The 16,328-nt window shown below is 35.5% G+C and carries 13 protein-coding genes, 1 tRNA gene and 7 pseudogenes; 9 read left to right on the forward strand and 12 right to left on the reverse strand.

Annotated features, from left to right (window positions below; all coding sequences use genetic code 11):
• Positions 1-104: 104 nt before the first annotated feature.
• From NST05_RS06800 to NST05_RS06820, 5 genes and pseudogenes are all read right to left on the reverse strand, one after another.
• On the reverse strand, positions 105-698 hold the full coding sequence (locus tag NST05_RS06800) for a site-specific integrase (protein WP_084828761.1): 594 nt from the start codon (positions 696-698) through the stop codon (positions 105-107).
• Positions 691-1,536 carry a GIY-YIG nuclease family protein gene (locus NST05_RS06805; protein ID WP_232693757.1) on the reverse strand — a complete coding sequence of 282 codons (846 nt, stop codon included), beginning with the start codon at positions 1,534-1,536 and terminating at the stop codon, positions 691-693. The genes NST05_RS06800 and NST05_RS06805 overlap by 8 nt, the downstream gene beginning before the upstream one ends.
• A 109-nt stretch (positions 1,537-1,645) precedes the next feature.
• Positions 1,646-1,804: a restriction endonuclease subunit S gene (locus tag NST05_RS06810; protein WP_309252091.1), complete on the reverse strand. Its 159-nt coding sequence runs from the start codon at positions 1,802-1,804 to the stop codon at positions 1,646-1,648.
• A 66-nt stretch (positions 1,805-1,870) separates the two neighbouring features.
• A complete protein-coding gene (locus NST05_RS06815) occupies positions 1,871-2,197 on the reverse strand; it encodes a restriction endonuclease (protein ID WP_084828759.1) in 327 nt (108 codons plus the stop codon).
• Positions 2,194-2,791 (reverse strand): annotated as a pseudogene (locus NST05_RS06820) (N-6 DNA methylase); the annotation flags it as partial. The pseudogene NST05_RS06820 and the gene NST05_RS06815, both read right to left, overlap by 4 nt.
• On the opposite strand from NST05_RS06820, the pseudogene NST05_RS06825 reads away from it, so the two are divergent.
• The 3 genes and pseudogenes from NST05_RS06825 to NST05_RS06835 all read left to right on the forward strand — a co-directional run.
• Positions 2,783-3,112 (forward strand): annotated as a pseudogene (locus tag NST05_RS06825) (transposase); the annotation flags it as partial. The pseudogenes NST05_RS06820 and NST05_RS06825 overlap by 9 nt on opposite strands.
• 193 nt (positions 3,113-3,305) lie before the next feature.
• On the forward strand, positions 3,306-4,193 hold the full coding sequence (locus tag NST05_RS06830) for a GRP family sugar transporter (RefSeq protein ID WP_340742950.1): 888 nt from the start codon (positions 3,306-3,308) through the stop codon (positions 4,191-4,193).
• 602 nt (positions 4,194-4,795) lie between these two features.
• On the forward strand, positions 4,796-5,971 hold the full coding sequence (locus NST05_RS06835; protein ID WP_340742951.1) for an IS256-like element IS1191 family transposase: 1,176 nt from the start codon (positions 4,796-4,798) through the stop codon (positions 5,969-5,971).
• A 125-nt stretch (positions 5,972-6,096) separates the two neighbouring features.
• Here NST05_RS06835 and NST05_RS06840 read toward each other — a convergent pair whose 3' ends face one another.
• The 6 genes from NST05_RS06840 to NST05_RS06865 all read right to left on the reverse strand — a co-directional run bounded on the left by NST05_RS06840 (position 6,097) and on the right by NST05_RS06865 (position 11,161).
• Positions 6,097-8,265, reverse strand: coding sequence for a heavy metal translocating P-type ATPase (locus tag NST05_RS06840; protein ID WP_340742952.1), 2,169 nt, complete (start codon positions 8,263-8,265; stop codon positions 6,097-6,099).
• A gap of 194 nt (positions 8,266-8,459) precedes the next feature.
• Complete coding sequence (locus NST05_RS06845) at positions 8,460-9,635, reverse strand: IS256-like element IS1191 family transposase (protein ID WP_159341049.1); 1,176 nt, start codon at positions 9,633-9,635, stop codon at positions 8,460-8,462.
• Between the two features lie 338 nt (positions 9,636-9,973).
• The gene (locus tag NST05_RS06850; protein WP_014621469.1) at positions 9,974-10,174 is read right to left on the reverse strand and encodes a cold-shock protein; all 201 of its coding nucleotides are present in this window, start codon (positions 10,172-10,174) and stop codon (positions 9,974-9,976) included.
• A gap of 279 nt (positions 10,175-10,453) precedes the next feature.
• Entirely contained in the window at positions 10,454-10,654 is a 201-nt protein-coding gene (locus NST05_RS06855; protein ID WP_084828757.1) for a cold-shock protein, read from the reverse strand.
• 130 nt (positions 10,655-10,784) lie between these two features.
• A complete protein-coding gene (locus NST05_RS06860) occupies positions 10,785-10,985 on the reverse strand; it encodes a bacteriocin (protein ID WP_084828756.1) in 201 nt (66 codons plus the stop codon).
• 102 nt (positions 10,986-11,087) lie between these two features.
• Positions 11,088-11,161 (reverse strand) — tRNA-Met (locus NST05_RS06865).
• Positions 11,162-11,681: 520 nt separating this feature from the next.
• Between NST05_RS06865 and NST05_RS06870 the strand changes: the two are divergent.
• The 6 genes and pseudogenes from NST05_RS06870 to NST05_RS06895 form a co-directional block, all read left to right on the forward strand.
• A pseudogene (locus NST05_RS06870) lies at positions 11,682-11,882 on the forward strand (transposase); the annotation flags it as partial.
• A 135-nt stretch (positions 11,883-12,017) separates the two neighbouring features.
• Positions 12,018-13,193 (forward strand): annotated as a pseudogene (locus tag NST05_RS06875) (IS256-like element IS1191 family transposase).
• Positions 13,194-13,242: 49 nt separating this feature from the next.
• Entirely contained in the window at positions 13,243-13,614 is a 372-nt protein-coding gene (locus tag NST05_RS06880) for a lipoprotein BA_5634 family protein (protein WP_180481963.1), read from the forward strand.
• A gap of 197 nt (positions 13,615-13,811) precedes the next feature.
• Complete coding sequence (locus NST05_RS06885) at positions 13,812-14,294, forward strand: TspO/MBR family protein (RefSeq protein ID WP_084829214.1); 483 nt, start codon at positions 13,812-13,814, stop codon at positions 14,292-14,294.
• A 285-nt stretch (positions 14,295-14,579) separates the two neighbouring features.
• Positions 14,580-14,947 (forward strand): annotated as a pseudogene (locus NST05_RS06890) (transposase); the annotation flags it as partial.
• An 8-nt stretch (positions 14,948-14,955) separates the two neighbouring features.
• Positions 14,956-15,252: pseudogene (locus NST05_RS06895) on the forward strand (DDE-type integrase/transposase/recombinase); the annotation flags it as partial.
• Between the two features lie 53 nt (positions 15,253-15,305).
• Here NST05_RS06895 and NST05_RS06900 read toward each other — a convergent pair.
• Positions 15,306-16,322 (reverse strand): annotated as a pseudogene (locus NST05_RS06900) (C69 family dipeptidase); the annotation flags it as partial.
• Positions 16,323-16,328 lie beyond the last annotated feature (6 nt).

The following is a 16,328-nucleotide window of genomic DNA, read 5'->3' on the forward strand; positions in this document are numbered from 1 at the left end:
TTGGTAATGCTATCTAAAATTCACTCATCCTAGACCTCCTTGTAGGTCGATGATTCTAATTATATCATGCTTGATAGTATAGCTCCAGCTTCTTTCTTTCAAAACTATCCAAAATCGATTTGGTCTAAAATTGTTTCATGACTGGCTTGATCTAAATCGAGATAAGTTAAAGTCATTGCTTCGCTTGAATGGTTTAGTAAATGCATCACTAAACCAATATTATAATTCGACTGCGTATAAACACGATAAGCGCCTGTTTTACGTATGGTATGTGTTCCTAAATAGGTTGATATACCTAAAAGATCGCCAACGTGCGCCATGACCTTATAAAATTGCTTTTCAGTGATATGACGCTCTGGGCGAGAGGTTGATGGAAATAACCATTCAGAATTAAGATTTTGTTGGACCAGCCAATCATGATGAATCAATAAATCTTGTTGTACTGGTTTCAAATATAACGTATTCGCTTTTCCTGTTTTTTTATCATGAATAAAAGCCGTGCTTTTGATAGAACCATCTGGGTTAAAGACATCTGATTTTTTTAATTTCATGACATCACTCACACGGAGTAGTGTGGCCTTACCGACTTGAAAGATCGTGTAGTTACGACGCCCAGCCCGAAAACTATCAAGTAACGTATCTTGGACCATTTTTAAGACATTCGAATCTTTGATGGGAAGAACGATTTGTTTAACCATATGAATTACCACCTTTCAAATATAACTTTTTTTCAGTCAGTTCAGCTAATTTTTTGATTTGATTGTATAAGCCTATTTTTGAAAAATTAACATACATATGGTATTTAGTTAGCTCTATTGGTTTAGTCAGCTTCGTCCCTTTAGCTGATATATGTTCTCTATTGCCAAGTATTTGTACTGTATTGGGTTCATTGGGACTCATTAAGGGAATCAATTTATCCAACTCTGCGGATAATACTAAATTAGAAACTAATTGCGTAAATACATCTCTACATGATTTCCCAGTATATAATGATTCTCCAAATATGATTGATATATGACTATTTAGAGTTGAGTTGTCACTATTATCTTCAGTTTGAATGTGTTCTGAATCAAATAAATCGATATTAGCAACATCATTCAATAGTTTCTCAACCTTATTCCATAATGACAGAGCTGAAAATTTGCTTAATTTATCAATATAGCTTTTATTTCCTTGAGTGCTATTATCTAAATCAATATTAGCAGTATTCATTTTTTCAATGATTAAACGTTCTAAAAGATCTAGTTGTGCTTTAGATAGATGCCCATCTTCACGTCCAAAAAATATTAATTTGTTCCACCATGGTTTATTTGTATTGTGTTGTTGTAACCTAGAAAAAATAGAATTAGAGGCTTGACCTACATAACGTTTATTATCTCCTAGTAATATATATATACCTGGTTTTTTAGATTCCTCAATTAATTGAATTGCTGGTAAATCATCTTTATTGGCAATAACTACAAAAGTAGTTTCTTCATAAAAAATAGAAATATTATCATTTCCAGATTCTCGATTAATAAATATATGGTATGGCATAACGTCCTCCTTTTAGGGTTATTATATCATTAAAATAAATAAACAGCCCCTATAATCTAGAATTTGGATTATAGGGGTTATTTTTATTTGATTTCTTAGGGGTTATTATCTAATTATAGACCCTAAACAAACATCTTTTGTAAAAAGCCTTTTTCTGTTCTTTCAACAAATCTAACTTACGTTGATGGAAAGCGATAGTATCATCTAACTGTTTGAAGAATGAACCTATTTTTTGTTGTTCTTCATAACTGGGAACAAAAGCACCCACACTATTAATTACAGTTTTCGATAAACTAGGTACACCAGTAGATTCATCAAATTTTTTCCAATTTTTTTAAAAAATAGATAGTGAAAATTGAAGGTCAATATTTTGTTTAGGAACAGCATAAAACAAGGTATCGACAGTCCAAAAAGGCGCTTTTAATAAATAAGGCTTATCAATTGTCCCTTTCCTTCCGAACCCAATGGCATCTATATCTGATAGCGCTCTATCTACACTTAGCATATATCCACCAGTTCCATAGACAGGTATTGATCCCGCATTCAGATGTTTGTAGTCTTTTCCAGACTTAACATCAATAAAATCAGCAAACTTACGCTGTTCCCAATCATCCGTAAAACCATCAAATCTTAATTCTGGAGCCTGTACTTTTTCCTTCATTTCGACACTCCCAGTTCCTTAAAGTGGTTTGCTAAGGTTTGATTAGCTTTCGCAATCTCTGCGTCTACTTCATCTATTTGACCTTGAATATCCACTAAGTCAAATCGGTTCTTCCTCTTCAAAGGTATCCATATAACGCGGAATATTTAAGTTGTAATCATTCTCAATGACTTCCTCAAGCGTTGCTAAGTGGCTATATTTATCAACCGCCTTGCGATGAATGACTGTTTCAGTGATCTTGTAAATATCTTCTGGGCGTAATTGCTTTTGATTCTTCATCTTTTCAAAGCCTTGACTTGCGTCCACAAAAAGAATATCTGAGTTTGCTCGATTCTTTTTAAGAATTAAGACACAAACGGGAATGCCTGTGTTCAAAAAGAGTTTATCTGGAAAACCAATTACCGATTCAATTTGATGTTTATCAATCAAAGCTTTTCGAATCCGTCCTTCCGCAGCGCCTCTAAACAAGACACCGTGTGGGAGGGTAATGGCCACGCGGCCACTCTCTTTGGTATGGTACAAACAATGCGACAAGAAAGAATCTTCCGATTTAGTTTTTGGCGCAATGCCATATTCACGAAATCGAGGGTCATCGATATCGCACTTGATACTGAGCCCAAGCTCAAACAAACCTACGAAACCTACTTATCGCTTCATGATGCTTAGATGGTGAATAAACATCCCGCGTAACTGGCAAACCTGTTAGCTACTTACGAGTCAAACGGTACGGCAATGGATATGACGATCGCGACGCTTAAGCGACACAAAGTCGCTGTTCTCGCCGCTGTCACCAGCCCTTATTCCAACGGTCCAATCGAAGGGATTAACCTCCTCATCAAGTCATTCAAACGATCCTGTTTTTGCTTCAAGAATCAGCTGAACTTCTTCAAACGAATCTACCAAATCACGCCATAACATGACAAAGACGGCTCCCCAAATGGAGAACCGCCTCAAATGATAAATTTATTATTCAACACCAGTTGACGTAGAACCACAGTTATGGTTCTTGTGTATTTTTTTATCTCTTGTTTTTTCCCGAAATAAGAGTAATATAGAGGTATGCTTAATTTTTTAGGTAAAAAATTATTTTAAAGAGGTAAATATAAACATGCAAGGAGTTCTTTTCGCGCTTGTTCCAATTTTTGCTTGGGGTGCTGTCGGATTGGTAGCTAATATACTTGGTGGTGATGCTAATCAACAAACACTGGGAATGACTTTGGGCGCTTTTGTTGTTGCACTTATTGTTTCCTTATTCCGCATGCCAACGTTGACATGGCAAATTTTCTTAATTGGATTTATTGGTGGATTGTTTTGGGCAATTGGACAATTTGGTCAGTTTAATTCAATGAAATACATGGGTGTTTCAGTAGCGAGTCCACTTTCAGCAGGAAGTCAATTAGTATTTGGTGTATTGCTTGGGGTTTTTGCTTTCCACGAATGGACAAAACAAATTCAATTTATTATCGGATTTATTGCGATGGCTGTTTTGGTAGTTGGGTTCTATTTCTCAGCTAAACGTGACCCAGAAAATGCAGTTGTTGAAGAAGGACGTAATTATACTAAAGGATTGATTGCTTTAACTTACTCAACTTTGGGATATGTTCTCTATGTTATTCTTTTTAATAACTTAGCAGTACTTTGGTTCAATGTTCATTTTGATACACTGACAATTATCTTGCCAATGTCAGTTGGAATGATCTTTGGAGCACTTGTGATGGGTCGTTTCAAAATTAAAATGGAAAAATATGTTTATCTAAATATGATTGATGGAGTAATGTTTGGTGTAGGTAATATCTTTATGCTTATGGCTGCAAGCGCTGCTGGTAACGCAATTGCCTTTTCATTCTCACAATTAGGTGTTATCATTTCAATTATTGGAGGAATTCTCTTCCTTGGTGAAAAGAAAACCAAAAAAGAATTGGTTTATCTTGGAATTGGAATTGTTCTGTTCGTAACAGGTGCAATTTTACTTGCAATTGTAAAATCTAAAGGATAATAAAAAAGCTGTCAGTAAACTGACGGCTTTTTTTGTGAGTTAATTTACTGACTAGTTTTCTGTCAGTAAAATTTTAGAGTTTTTCATTAACGAAATTCACAAAATGATTTAAAAAACATTTGGAGCACTACTGCGAGGGACAGTTTTCTTGGCATCAATGGAATTTGTTCTGCTGTACAATTTGGATGATAGCCTAAACAATCCTTTACTATAGTAGAAAGAGTGACAAATTTTTGGTTTTTAGTCACAGTTGCTTTAACTGAGGCTATTTTTTTGGAAGTTTGTCAAATGGTGTTGAAGGATAGTTTCTATCCCTTGGAAGTGTTTCTAAATATTTATTGAAAGAATCAAGTATGAGTATGTCTCCCATTTTCCCACTTTAGAAATAAACAGTTCTTTTGAAAGATCAATTACCCTAGCCAAGTCTTGATTTTTATAGTCGTAACCAAATAATTGCCATGGAACTGTTCCGTTTGTTATACTGTTTGAAATATCAATGTATTTGTTATTAGAGGTAGTGTAAAATAAGTTGTGTAAACACAAAAAGGAATAAATCCGTTATAGTAGAGTTGCAAAACATTACTAGAAAGAGATTTATTCCTATGACTCAGTTTACCACAGAACTACTTAACTTCCTAGCCCAAAAGCAAGATATTGATGAATTTTTCCGTACTTCTCTTGAAACAGCTATGAATGATCTGCTTCAAGCAGAGTTATCAGCCTTTTTAGGGTATGAACCTTACGATAAATTAGGCTATAATTCTGGGAATAGTCGTAACGGAAGCTATGCACGGAAATTCGAAACCAAATATGGGACTGTTCAGTTGAGTATTCCTAGAGATCGTAATGGGAACTTTAGTCCAGCTTTGCTTCCCGCTTATGGACGTCGAGATGACCACTTGGAAGAGATGGTTATCAAACTCTATCAAACCGGTGTAACGACTCGAGAAATTAGTGATATCATCGAGCGAATGTATGGTCATCACTATAGTCCTGCCACAATTTCTAATATCTCAAAAGCAACTCAGGAGAATGTCGCTACTTTTCATGAGCGAAGCTTAGAAGCCAATTACTCTGTTTTATTTCTTGACGGAACCTATCTTCCCTTAAGACGTGGAACCGTTAGTAAAGAATGTATTCATATCGCACTTGGCATTACACCAGAAGGACAGAAGGCTGTTCTTGGATATGAAATCGCCCCAAATGAAAACAATGCTTCTTGGTCCACCCTGTTAGACAAGCTTCAAAACCAAGGAATCCAACAGGTTTCTCTTGTAGTGACCGATGGCTTCAAGGGGCTTGAAGAGATTATCAATCAGGCTTACCCATTAGCTAAACAACAACGTTGCTTAATTCATATTAGTCGAAATCTAGCTAGTAAAGTGAAACGAGCAGATAGAGCGGTTATTCTGGAGCAATTTAAAACGATTTATCGTGCTGAAAATTTAGAAATGGCAGTGCAAGCTTTAGAGAACTTTATCGCTGAATGGAAACCAAAGTATAGGAAAGTCATGGAAAGTCTGGAGAATACGGATAATCTTTTAACTTTTTATCAGTTTCCCTACCAGATTTGGCATAGTATTTATTCGACAAACCTCATTGAGTCTCTTAACAAAGAAATCAAACGTCAAACGAAAAAGAAGGTCCTTTTTCCTAACGAGGAGGCTCTGGAACGTTATTCAGTTACCCTGTTTGAAGATTATAATTTCAAGCAAAATCAACGCATCCATAAAGGGTTTGGCCATTGTGCTGACACACTTGAAAGCTTATTTGATTAACATTCTTCAACTCTACTTGACTTGAGTGTTTACACATAATTATTGACAGTATCTAATCTTTAAGTATATTTAAGTGATAAAAGTTTCATAATTAGTATGAAAAAAATAGAAGAGCATGTGCTCTTCTATTTTTTATCATACCTCAATCCCATCGCGTTGATTGAGACAATCACGGTTGAGATTGACATCAGGACTGCTGCAATGAGAGGGTCAATATAAAATCCTGTAAATGGATAAAGAATACCCGCTGCAACAGGAATAGCAATAATGTTATAGCCTGCTCCAAACCAGAGGTTTTGTTTCATTTTTCTAAGCATGCGTTTGGAGATGTTAATCATATCCAAGACGTCACTTGGATTGGAGTTAACTAGGACGACATCAGCGGTACTGATAGCAACCGAAGTTCCTGCTCCAATCGCAACACCAATCGTAGCAGTTGCAAGGGCTGGGGCATCATTGACACCATCACCAATGAAAAGAACGCCGGCTTTCTTTTGGTATTCTTTCACAATTTCTGCTTTATCTTCAGGTTTTAATTCCGCTCTAAATTCGGGAATATTTAGTGCACTAGCAATTTTTTGAGCAGTTTCTTTATTATCACCCGTGAGCATAACAGGGGTAATTCCTTGGGCTAATAAACCATTAATAAAGGCTTTCGCGTCTGCTTTAGGAGAATCTCCTAAGGCAATAAATCCTAAAACATCTTGTTGTTCATTGATTAGGAAAGATACAGTTAAACCTAAATCTAAATATTGAGCAATCTTTTGTTCATCATAAGAAAGTTGATTTTCACGAAGATATTTATAGTTAACAATTTGATAAAAGTTTTGATTAACTTGCCCTTTAATTCCAACTCCTGGAATGTTTTCAACCGCTTCAACTTTTAGATTTTTAAGAGGTTTAGCAGCTGAAACGATTGATTGAGCAATTGGGTGAGTGGAACTTCCTTCAAGTGCTGCCATGATTTGGAGAATGTCTGTTTCACCAGTAAAATCAATAACATCACGGACAGTAAACTTACCGTCAGTTAATGTTCCTGTTTTATCCATTAAGGCATATTTAATTGTATTTATTTTTTCCAAAGAGGTTCTGTTTTGAATTAATAAACCATTTTTAGCAGAAATACTGGTTAAGCGAGAAACAACAAGTGGAACCGCAAGACCTAAAGCGTGTGGACATGCAATTACAAAAACAGAAACCGCACGAAGTAGAGCAAAACTAAAGTTAGAACTAATTGTCCAAAAAATTAATGAGAAGATACCGACAATAAGTGCAGCATAGAAAAGGTAACCAGCCACTCTGTCAGCCATATTTTCCAAATTAGATTTTTGAGCTTGGGCTTTCTTGACTAATTCGGCCACTTGATTGAGAAATGAATCTTTTCCAAGGGTTGTGACTTTCATCTCAAATGGTTGGTTTAGATTGAGGGAACCACCATAAACAAGGTCATTTGTTTTTTTATTGACTGCTCGGCTTTCACCAGTAATCATTGACTCATCAACGAGCGCTTCACTTAATATAAGGCCATCTGCAGGAATTCTTTCATTTTCTTTCACTAAAAGCAAATCGCCAACTTTTAGTTCTGAAAGCTCCACATCCTTCCCACTTTTTAAGTGAGCTTTTTTGGGAACAAGGCTTGCTAAATCTTTCAATGCATCGCCAGCACCCATGATTGCTTTCATCTCAATCAGGTGACCAATCAACATAATGACAATTAAAGTTGCCAGTTCAAACCAGAAGTTCATGCCCATATGTCCGTTAAGACTCATAATTGTGGCATAAACAGAATAAGCATAGGCAACGGCAATTCCCATTGTAATCAGCATCATCATGGCTGGCTTACGGCTTTTTAATTCACCTTTTGCTCCGCTAAAAAAAGGAGTCCCAGAGTAAAAGAAGATAATTGTACCAAGGATAAGTTGCAAAATTTCACTTCCGGGGAATTTAAGGATAGTAAAGCCAGCGATTGGTGAAATGAGTAGAAGCGGAATCATTAGAATGATAGCCACTTTGAGCTTTTTACTCATATCACCCATATGCATCATGTGTCCTCCATGATTCATCATATCCATATTGTCCATATCATGCATATTATCCATATTATCCATATTATCCATATTGTGCATGTTGTGCATGTTGTGCATGTTGTGCATGTTGTGCATGTTGTGCATGTTGTGCATGTTGTGCATGTTGTGCATCTCATGATTTTCGTGCTTCATATCCACCATTTCATGATTGTGATGATGCTCAGACATCATTTCTTCGTGATTAGACGAATGAGTTTTATTTGACATATTTTCCTCCTAAATGAATGCTTTGAAATTTCTATCTATGTATAGTTTACACTTGTAAACCATAAAAGTCAAAAAAAAAGTTATATTCTATAAATGTTATGAACATAATAATCGATATGTTTCTTTTGTAACTTAAATGTGATGTCGATACTGTCAATAATTATGTGTAAACACTCAAGTAGAGTTGAAGAATGTTAATCAAATAAGCTTTCAAGTGTGTCAGCACATTGGCCAAACCCTTTATGGATGCGTTGATTTTGCTTGAAATTATAATCTTCAAACAGGGTAACTAAATAACGTTCCAGAGCCTCCTCGTTAGGAAAAAGGACCTTCTTTTTCGTTTGACGTTTGATTTCTTTGTTAAGAGACTCAATGAGGTTTGTCGAATAAATGCTATGCCAAATCTGGTAGGGAAACTGATAAAAAGTTAAAAGATTATCCGTATTCTCCAGACTTTCCATGACTTTCCTATACTTTGGTTTCCATTCGGCGATAAAGTTCTCTAAAGCTTGCACTGCCATTTCTAAATTTTCAGCACGATAAATCGTTTTAAATTGCTCCAGAATAACCGCTCTATCTGCTCGTTTCACTTTACTAGCTAGATTTCGACTAATATGAATTAAGCAACGTTGTTGTTTAGCTAATGGGTAAGCCTGATTGATAATCTCTTCAAGCCCCTTGAAGCCATCGGTCACTACAAGAGAAACCTGTTGGATTCCTTGGTTTTGAAGCTTGTCTAACAGGGTGGACCAAGAAGCATTGTTTTCATTTGGGGCGATTTCATATCCAAGAACAGCCTTCTGTCCTTCTGGTGTAATGCCAAGTGCGATATGAATACATTCTTTACTAACGGTTCCACGTCTTAAGGGAAGATAGGTTCCGTCAAGAAATAAAACAGAGTAATTGGCTTCTAAGCTTCGCTCATGAAAAGTAGCGACATTCTCCTGAGTTGCTTTTGAGATATTAGAAATTGTGGCAGGACTATAGTGATGACCATACATTCGCTCGATGATATCACTAATTTCTCGAGTCGTTACACCGGTTTGATAGAGTTTGATAACCATCTCTTCCAAGTGGTCATCTCGACGTCCATAAGCGGGAAGCAAAGCTGGACTAAAGTTCCCATTACGATCTCTAGGAATACTCAACTGAACAGTCCCATATTTGGTTTCGAATTTCCGTGCATAGCTTCCGTTACGACTATTCCCAGAATTATAGCCTAATTTATCGTAAGGTTCATACCCTAAAAAGGCTGATAACTCTGCTTGAAGCAGATCATTCATAGCTGTTTCAAGAGAAGTACGGAAAAATTCATCAATATCTTGCTTTTGGGCTAGGAAGTTAAGTAGTTCTGTGGTAAACTGAGTCATAGGAATAAATCTCTTTCTAGTAATGTTTTGCAACTCTACTATAACGAATTTATTCCTTTTTGTGTTTACACAACTTATTTTACACTACCTATGCACCAAAAACTACTTATCATTATGTGCTGTGATAGGTGGTTTTTTATATAAATCTTTTAAATATTAATTTTAATTAATAAACATTAAAAAACCATTCTATATTAGAGTGGCCCTAATTTATGATTGGGAAGTGTGAGTTTCCTCTTGCTGGCTAAGTATATCATACTCTCTCATAATTGCAACTGAATATTAAAAAAAAAAAGCTGAAGTCATGACTCCAGCTTTTGCACGATTTTCAGATACAATTATGCTTTTGTAATATTAACTGCTTGAGGTCCACGTTGACCTACTTCAACATCAAATTCAACTTTTTGATCTTCGTCAAGTGATTTGAATCCATCAGATTGAATTGATGAGAAGTGAGCGAACAAATCTTGACCATCTTCAGAGGTAATAAAACCAAATCCTTTATCTGCGTTAAACCATTTTACTGTTCCATTTGCCATAATATATTTATTTCCTTTCGACAAAATTGTAAATCTTATTTTGCGAAAAGTGAATTTATAAAACATTTTACTCATTACAAAATCTACTTCTTAATAGTAACACTAATTATACTCAATGTCAAGCTACTCTCTGATTAATAAAATCCATATCGTAGTGACATGGATTTTATGAACTGTAGGGAAAGCAACTAATCTTTCCCTCACTCAGTATAACATTTTAATTCGTTTTTGCAATAGCAATAAATAAAAAAGCAAAGGACACCCCATGCTTTAACTCATTTATCTTTTATGTACGTTTGAATCATAACGACCACGAGACGTCATTTTGATATCAAAAGTAACCTTTTGACCTTCATCGTATTTTTTAAAATCATTTCCCTGAATAGATAAGAGATAAGCAAACACATCTTGCATATCATCTGCCATAATAAAACCATAGCCTTTGTCAGCGTTAAACCAATTTATTGTTCCTTTATTCATGTAATACATCCTTTCGCATCATCTGTAAATCCTATTTTGCGAAAAAGTGCATTCCTAAAACATTCAAACTCGAGACAAAACCTACCTCTTAATAGTAACACCTATTCTTACCAAAGTCAAATTGGTCTATTTAAAACTTATTGATTTTCTTGTGATTCCCCAGATTTTCATGAGGATTTGCTTTAGCAAGTGTCAGAGTTTCTCTATCAACCACCCTGACATTATGGTTTTCTAATTCAACAATTAGTACATACTTATAGAGATTAATATCTCCAGAAACGACTGTTACTTGTTCCCCATTAGATAATGTAATTTTATCTAATGTTTTCATTTTTCACTTCCATTCTAGGCGCTACCTATTTCACGAAAAAATTTTTACTTAAGGGTGAGTTTTTTATAAGAAGAATAAGAGCTCCCTAAAGCCCTTAAAATATTGCGGGAATAGGATTTGAACCTATGACCTTCGGGTTATGAGCCCGACGAGCTACCTAACTGCTCCATCCCACTTCGCAAGTGTAACACTAATATCAGTTAAAGTCAATTTATCATTAGGATTCATAAATTATTTAAAAAATGTGTTACCTTATCCGAACATTAAGTTATTTCTTACATTAGTAAAACTATCACTAGATATATCACTAAAATACTTACTACAAACCCAAAAAACAGTAGGCCTATGATCGCCTTTTTTCTTTATTTTTATTCGTTAGATGCTCCTTACTCTTATTATCAAACTGATTTTTGTTTATAGTTACACATTATTTAAAAAAGCTACCCCAATTTAAGTAGCTAATGATGAAGGTGTGGTGCTTTCGCTAAACCACCCATGAGCTAAGTATATCACTTTAATTCGAAATTACAATATCAACCAAAAAAATAGAAACCAATTTTGGCTTCTATTCCACAACAGATACTGTAATCTCATAAAATTAAGTATAGCACCTTGTTAAGCTCAATACTGATTATTAGTGATGTTATCCTTAAATCTTAGAGTCACTATTGTATAATTTAGACAAAGGACAAAAACATGAAAAAACGCTACTCAAAAAAATTTAAAGAAACACTTATCACCTTCTATCATTCTGGTCAATCCGTCACCCAGCTGTCTAAAGAATACGACGTGGCCCCTGCAACAATTTATAAATGGATAGACCTCTACTCTAAATCTAATGAAAGCTCCGTCTCTAAAGCTGATTTTCTAGAATTAAAAAGACAACTGGCTAAAGTGGTTCTGTTGCAAAGTTTTCCATTAGTGTAAAATTGAGAAAAAAGACGGTAGTGTAAAATAAGTTGTGTAAACACAAAAAGGAATAAATCCGTTATAGTAGAGTTGCAAAACATTACTAGAAAGAGATTTATTCCTATGACTCAGTTTACCACAGAACTACTTAACTTCCTAGCCCAAAAGCAAGATATTGATGAATTTTTCCGTACTTCTCTTGAAACAGCTATGAATGATCTGCTTCAAGCAGAGTTATCAGCCTTTTTAGGGTATGAACCTTACGATAAATTAGGCTATAATTCTGGGAATAGTCGTAACGGAAGCTATGCACGGAAATTCGAAACCAAATATGGGACTGTTCAGTTGAGTATTCCTAGAGATCGTAATGGGAACTTTAGTCCAGCTTTGCTTCCCGCTTATGGACGTCGAGATGACCACTTGGAAGAGATGGTTATCAAACTCTATCAAACCGGTGTAACGACTCGAGAAATTAGTGATATCATCGAGCGAATGTATGGTCATCACTATAGTCCTGCCACAATTTCTAATATCTCAAAAGCAACTCAGGAGAATGTCGCTACTTTTCATGAGCGAAGCTTAGAAGCCAATTACTCTGTTTTATTTCTTGACGGAACCTATCTTCCCTTAAGACGTGGAACCGTTAGTAAAGAATGTATTCATATCGCACTTGGCATTACACCAGAAGGACAGAAGGCTGTTCTTGGATATGAAATCGCCCCAAATGAAAACAATGCTTCTTGGTCCACCCTGTTAGACAAGCTTCAAAACCAAGGAATCCAACAGGTTTCTCTTGTAGTGACCGATGGCTTCAAGGGGCTTGAAGAGATTATCAATCAGGCTTACCCATTAGCTAAACAACAACGTTGCTTAATTCATATTAGTCGAAATCTAGCTAGTAAAGTGAAACGAGCAGATAGAGCGGTTATTCTGGAGCAATTTAAAACGATTTATCGTGCTGAAAATTTAGAAATGGCAGTGCAAGCTTTAGAGAACTTTATCGCCGAATGGAAACCAAAGTATAGGAAAGTCATGGAAAGTCTGGAGAATACGGATAATCTTTTAACTTTTTATCAGTTTCCCTACCAGATTTAGCATAGCATTTATTCGACAAACCTCATTGAGTCTCTTAACAAAGAAATCAAACGTCAAACGAAAAAGAAGGTCCTTTTTCCTAACGAGGAGGCTCTGGAACGTTATTTAGTTACCCTGTTTGAAGATTATAATTTCAAGCAAAATCAACGCATCCATAAAGGGTTTGGCCAGTGTGCTGACACACTTGAAAGCTTATTTGATTAACATTCTTCAACTCTACTTGAGTGTTTACACATAATTATTGACAGTATTCTTGAATACTCAAGCTGCTAATAAATTAATAAATGAAAAAGTTTTTAATAACGTAACCAAAAAAGGAGATAAGTTTAAATTTAAGACAGTAGAAAACTTATCATCCGAGCCAGCTTTGTGGACAGGAAAGGAAGATAAAACAATAACTGATGATAAAGGACAGTCAGTGAAACCTAAAAGTACAAAATATATTGTTCTAGGAGAATACAGTGCCACTTCTAAGATATTGATTCTTAATGATGAAGATTATCAAAAATTTGATGCAAAAGCTAAATTTGTAAGTGTAATAAAAGAAAAACGAGATGCTGATAAAGTGCTTAAAAGATACACTACGAGTGGTTCAATTCCCTCACAGATTTTCCCTTACAAATAATAAAAACGACTAAAAATAACTCTTATAAAATGTTACTGAAAATTTTTCTAGTGACATTTTTATTTTTTAATAAATTAAAGATGATTATATAAGTTATAAAGTTAGTCAAGCGAATAAGCCAGCTTGACTAACTATTTATGTTATAATATAAGTATGGTAATCAAAAGAATGCATTCATTATGAAAGGGAGAGAAATTATGACTAGTAATAAACTAAAATCATTGGGACAATTAATATTATTTATTATAGGAATTGAGCTAATTGGTGGCCTATCTGGCCTCTTGGCGGGTGATATTAAGAGAATTTATAATAATCTTAAACTCCCACTCCTAGCACCACCAGACTATCTTTTTGGAATTGTTTGGCCTGTATTATATGCTTTTATCGCCATTTCCGCCTATTTGATTTTTTATAAGCTGAAAACTCGAAGGAGTGAGGGCCAAAATGCTTTATTCTATTTTGGAATACAACTTATCTTAAACTTTATTTGGAGTATTATTTTTTTCAAAGGCTATTTTTGGTTAGGAGTTATAATTATTCTCTTACTAGATTTTATTGTTTATCTCTGCATCATTAAATTTTCAAAAATTAATAAGTGGTCTTCATTCCTTCTAATTCCTTATTTCATTTGGATTATTTTCGCAACATATTTGAGTGTATCAGTTGCTATCTTGAACTAAATAATTTGAGGAGAATCTGATGGTTTGGGCAGTAAATAGTGATTATATAATAGAAAAAGATTGATATTTATGAGTATGCACATCTGTAAAACAGAAAGCTAAAGATTGGAGAAAAATAATGAATTTTATTAAACCCTTTATTATAATTGGAGTGATTTTTTAATATTAGATATTTACTGGTTTTTTGCAGATGATAAATTGTAAAATATAGTGCAACAAAAAACTCATAGCCTTTCATTGGTGTAAACTGTAAGTAACCACACAAACAGAACCCGAGGAAAAACTATGAGCTACTCCCATCTTACCATAACCGACCGAATAAAGATAGAAACATACTTAGATTAGGTTTGAAACCTTGCCAAATTACAAGTAAACTTGGCGTCCATAAGTCTACCATTTCAAGAGAATTAAGACGATGCCAAAATGGTTATTCCGAAGCCTTAGCACTGGAACAGTACGACCACAGGTCTAAACAAAAACGTCGGAAGCCTTGTTTGACACCAGAGTCTCAAAAGGAAATTGAGGACGGTTTAAAATCCTCCTGGTCACCTGAACAGATTTGTAGCCGCTATCAGCTTGAACAAAAGCCAATGGTAGCTTTTAAAACCATCTATAACTGGCTCTACGCTGGTTTGATTGATCTGGATTTAAGCGGTCCTGCGTAATTGTGACCGATAAAGCACTTTCTCTTGGCTTCGCCTTTAGAAAGTTACAGAGTGTGGGTTTATATACTAAGACAGAGCACCGAACTGTGAAGTATCTTAACAATTTAATAGAACAAGACCATCGACCTATTAAACGACGAAATAAATTTTATCAAAGTCTCCGTACAGCCTCTTCCACGATTAAGGGCAGGAAGACCCTTCGAGGAATATATAAAAAGAACCGAAGAAATGGAACGCTCTTCGGCTTTTTTGTGTCTACTGAAATCAAGGTATTAATGGGGATAACAGCCTAAGATATTAGGAGTTCAGAGAGGGCGCGTTTGATTTTCAAACTTTGCAACAGAACCAACCATTGAATACCAGTTGTTTCTGATGATTTGTTAGGACGCATTTGCAAAAGTGCCGTTTGACTTGTACGATTAATACCTATTGGACGGAATTGGCGTAGACTCATAGCGTCTCCTTGAGGTCCCATAAGGATCATAAGGCGTATCTTGATAATGAAGACTCAAACGTATTTAACATCTTCAACTGTAATTTTGCGGTAAGGTTTTTGGCACCATGGAATAAAGAATGATTTTGGATCATAGTCCTTTTCTGGGTTAAAAAATTTCTGAATAGCCCAAGCGCGTGGTGTATTGTAATGACGGTCCTTATCTCGTTGGCTACCAAAAGCATAGCGGGGATTAAAGTGTTCGTTAGAATAGGTTAAATCCAAATGATGCTTATTGATAAAGTCCCGGATATCTGGTGAGGCAAGATAGTCGTCTGAATTTTCAAATTCATAATGATCGATACCAAGTTGGTTTGGGTTTGAAACATAGGCATCGTCTGGAACACGTCTGGCAATCCAATGATGACCACCAATTGTTTCTAACCACCAAATTTCCTCAGTATCTGCAAAGGCAATACCATTTGACTCATATGTGCCATAAGTTTCAAGGAGTTTACCCAAGCGAAGGACGCCTTCACGCGCAGTTTTAATATAAGGCAAGACCAAAGTCAGCATATCCTCTTCTCCAAAGCCATCTTTTACAAGAGGGTCTGCACCGAGAACACGCGCATTAGTGGTGATTGTTTCTGTTGCACTCATGGCAACATTAGCTGAGTTAATACCAGCCTCTCCCCAGATACCGTCTTTACCAAGCGCATCTGGTACAGAGGTATAACGTAAAGGACTGTCTGGCAAATCAATTGAAAACTTGCTAAGCACAGACTGATAATGACGTGGTTGGTCTTCAGGGGTTATTACTAGGAACTCTTTGGGCGTAAAAACCCCTGATTGAGAATCTTCAGTACGTGCAATCATGGTAGAGCCATCATATGAGGCTTTCTTACCTACTAAAATTGTTGTACAAGCCATAAAAGC

Source organism: Streptococcus sp. FSL E2-3494 (assembly GCF_038007085.1).
GTDB classification, from domain to species: Bacteria; Bacillota; Bacilli; order Lactobacillales; family Streptococcaceae; genus Streptococcus; species Streptococcus thermophilus.

Bases quoted from the DNA above. Each gene is read 5' to 3' on its own strand.
- NST05_RS06800 (WP_084828761.1), bottom strand. From the start codon at position 698: ATGGTTAAACAAATCGTTCTTCCCATCAAAGATTCGAATGTCTTAAAA.
- NST05_RS06805 (WP_232693757.1), bottom strand. From the start codon at position 1,536: ATGCCATACCATATATTTATTAATCGAGAATCTGGAAATGATAATATT.
- NST05_RS06815 (WP_084828759.1), bottom strand. From the start codon at position 2,197: ATGAAGGAAAAAGTACAGGCTCCAGAATTAAGATTTGATGGTTTTACG.
- NST05_RS06830 (WP_340742950.1), top strand. From the start codon at position 3,306: ATGCAAGGAGTTCTTTTCGCGCTTGTTCCAATTTTTGCTTGGGGTGCT.
- NST05_RS06835 (WP_340742951.1), top strand. From the start codon at position 4,796: ATGACTCAGTTTACCACAGAACTACTTAACTTCCTAGCCCAAAAGCAA.
- NST05_RS06840 (WP_340742952.1), bottom strand. From the start codon at position 8,265: ATGTCAAATAAAACTCATTCGTCTAATCACGAAGAAATGATGTCTGAG.
- NST05_RS06845 (WP_159341049.1), bottom strand. From the start codon at position 9,635: ATGACTCAGTTTACCACAGAACTACTTAACTTCCTAGCCCAAAAGCAA.
- NST05_RS06850 (WP_014621469.1), bottom strand. From the start codon at position 10,174: ATGGCAAATGGAACAGTAAAATGGTTTAACGCAGATAAAGGATTTGGT.
- NST05_RS06855 (WP_084828757.1), bottom strand. From the start codon at position 10,654: ATGAATAAAGGAACAATAAATTGGTTTAACGCTGACAAAGGCTATGGT.
- NST05_RS06860 (WP_084828756.1), bottom strand. From the start codon at position 10,985: ATGAAAACATTAGATAAAATTACATTATCTAATGGGGAACAAGTAACA.
- NST05_RS06885 (WP_084829214.1), top strand. From the start codon at position 13,812: ATGACTAGTAATAAACTAAAATCATTGGGACAATTAATATTATTTATT.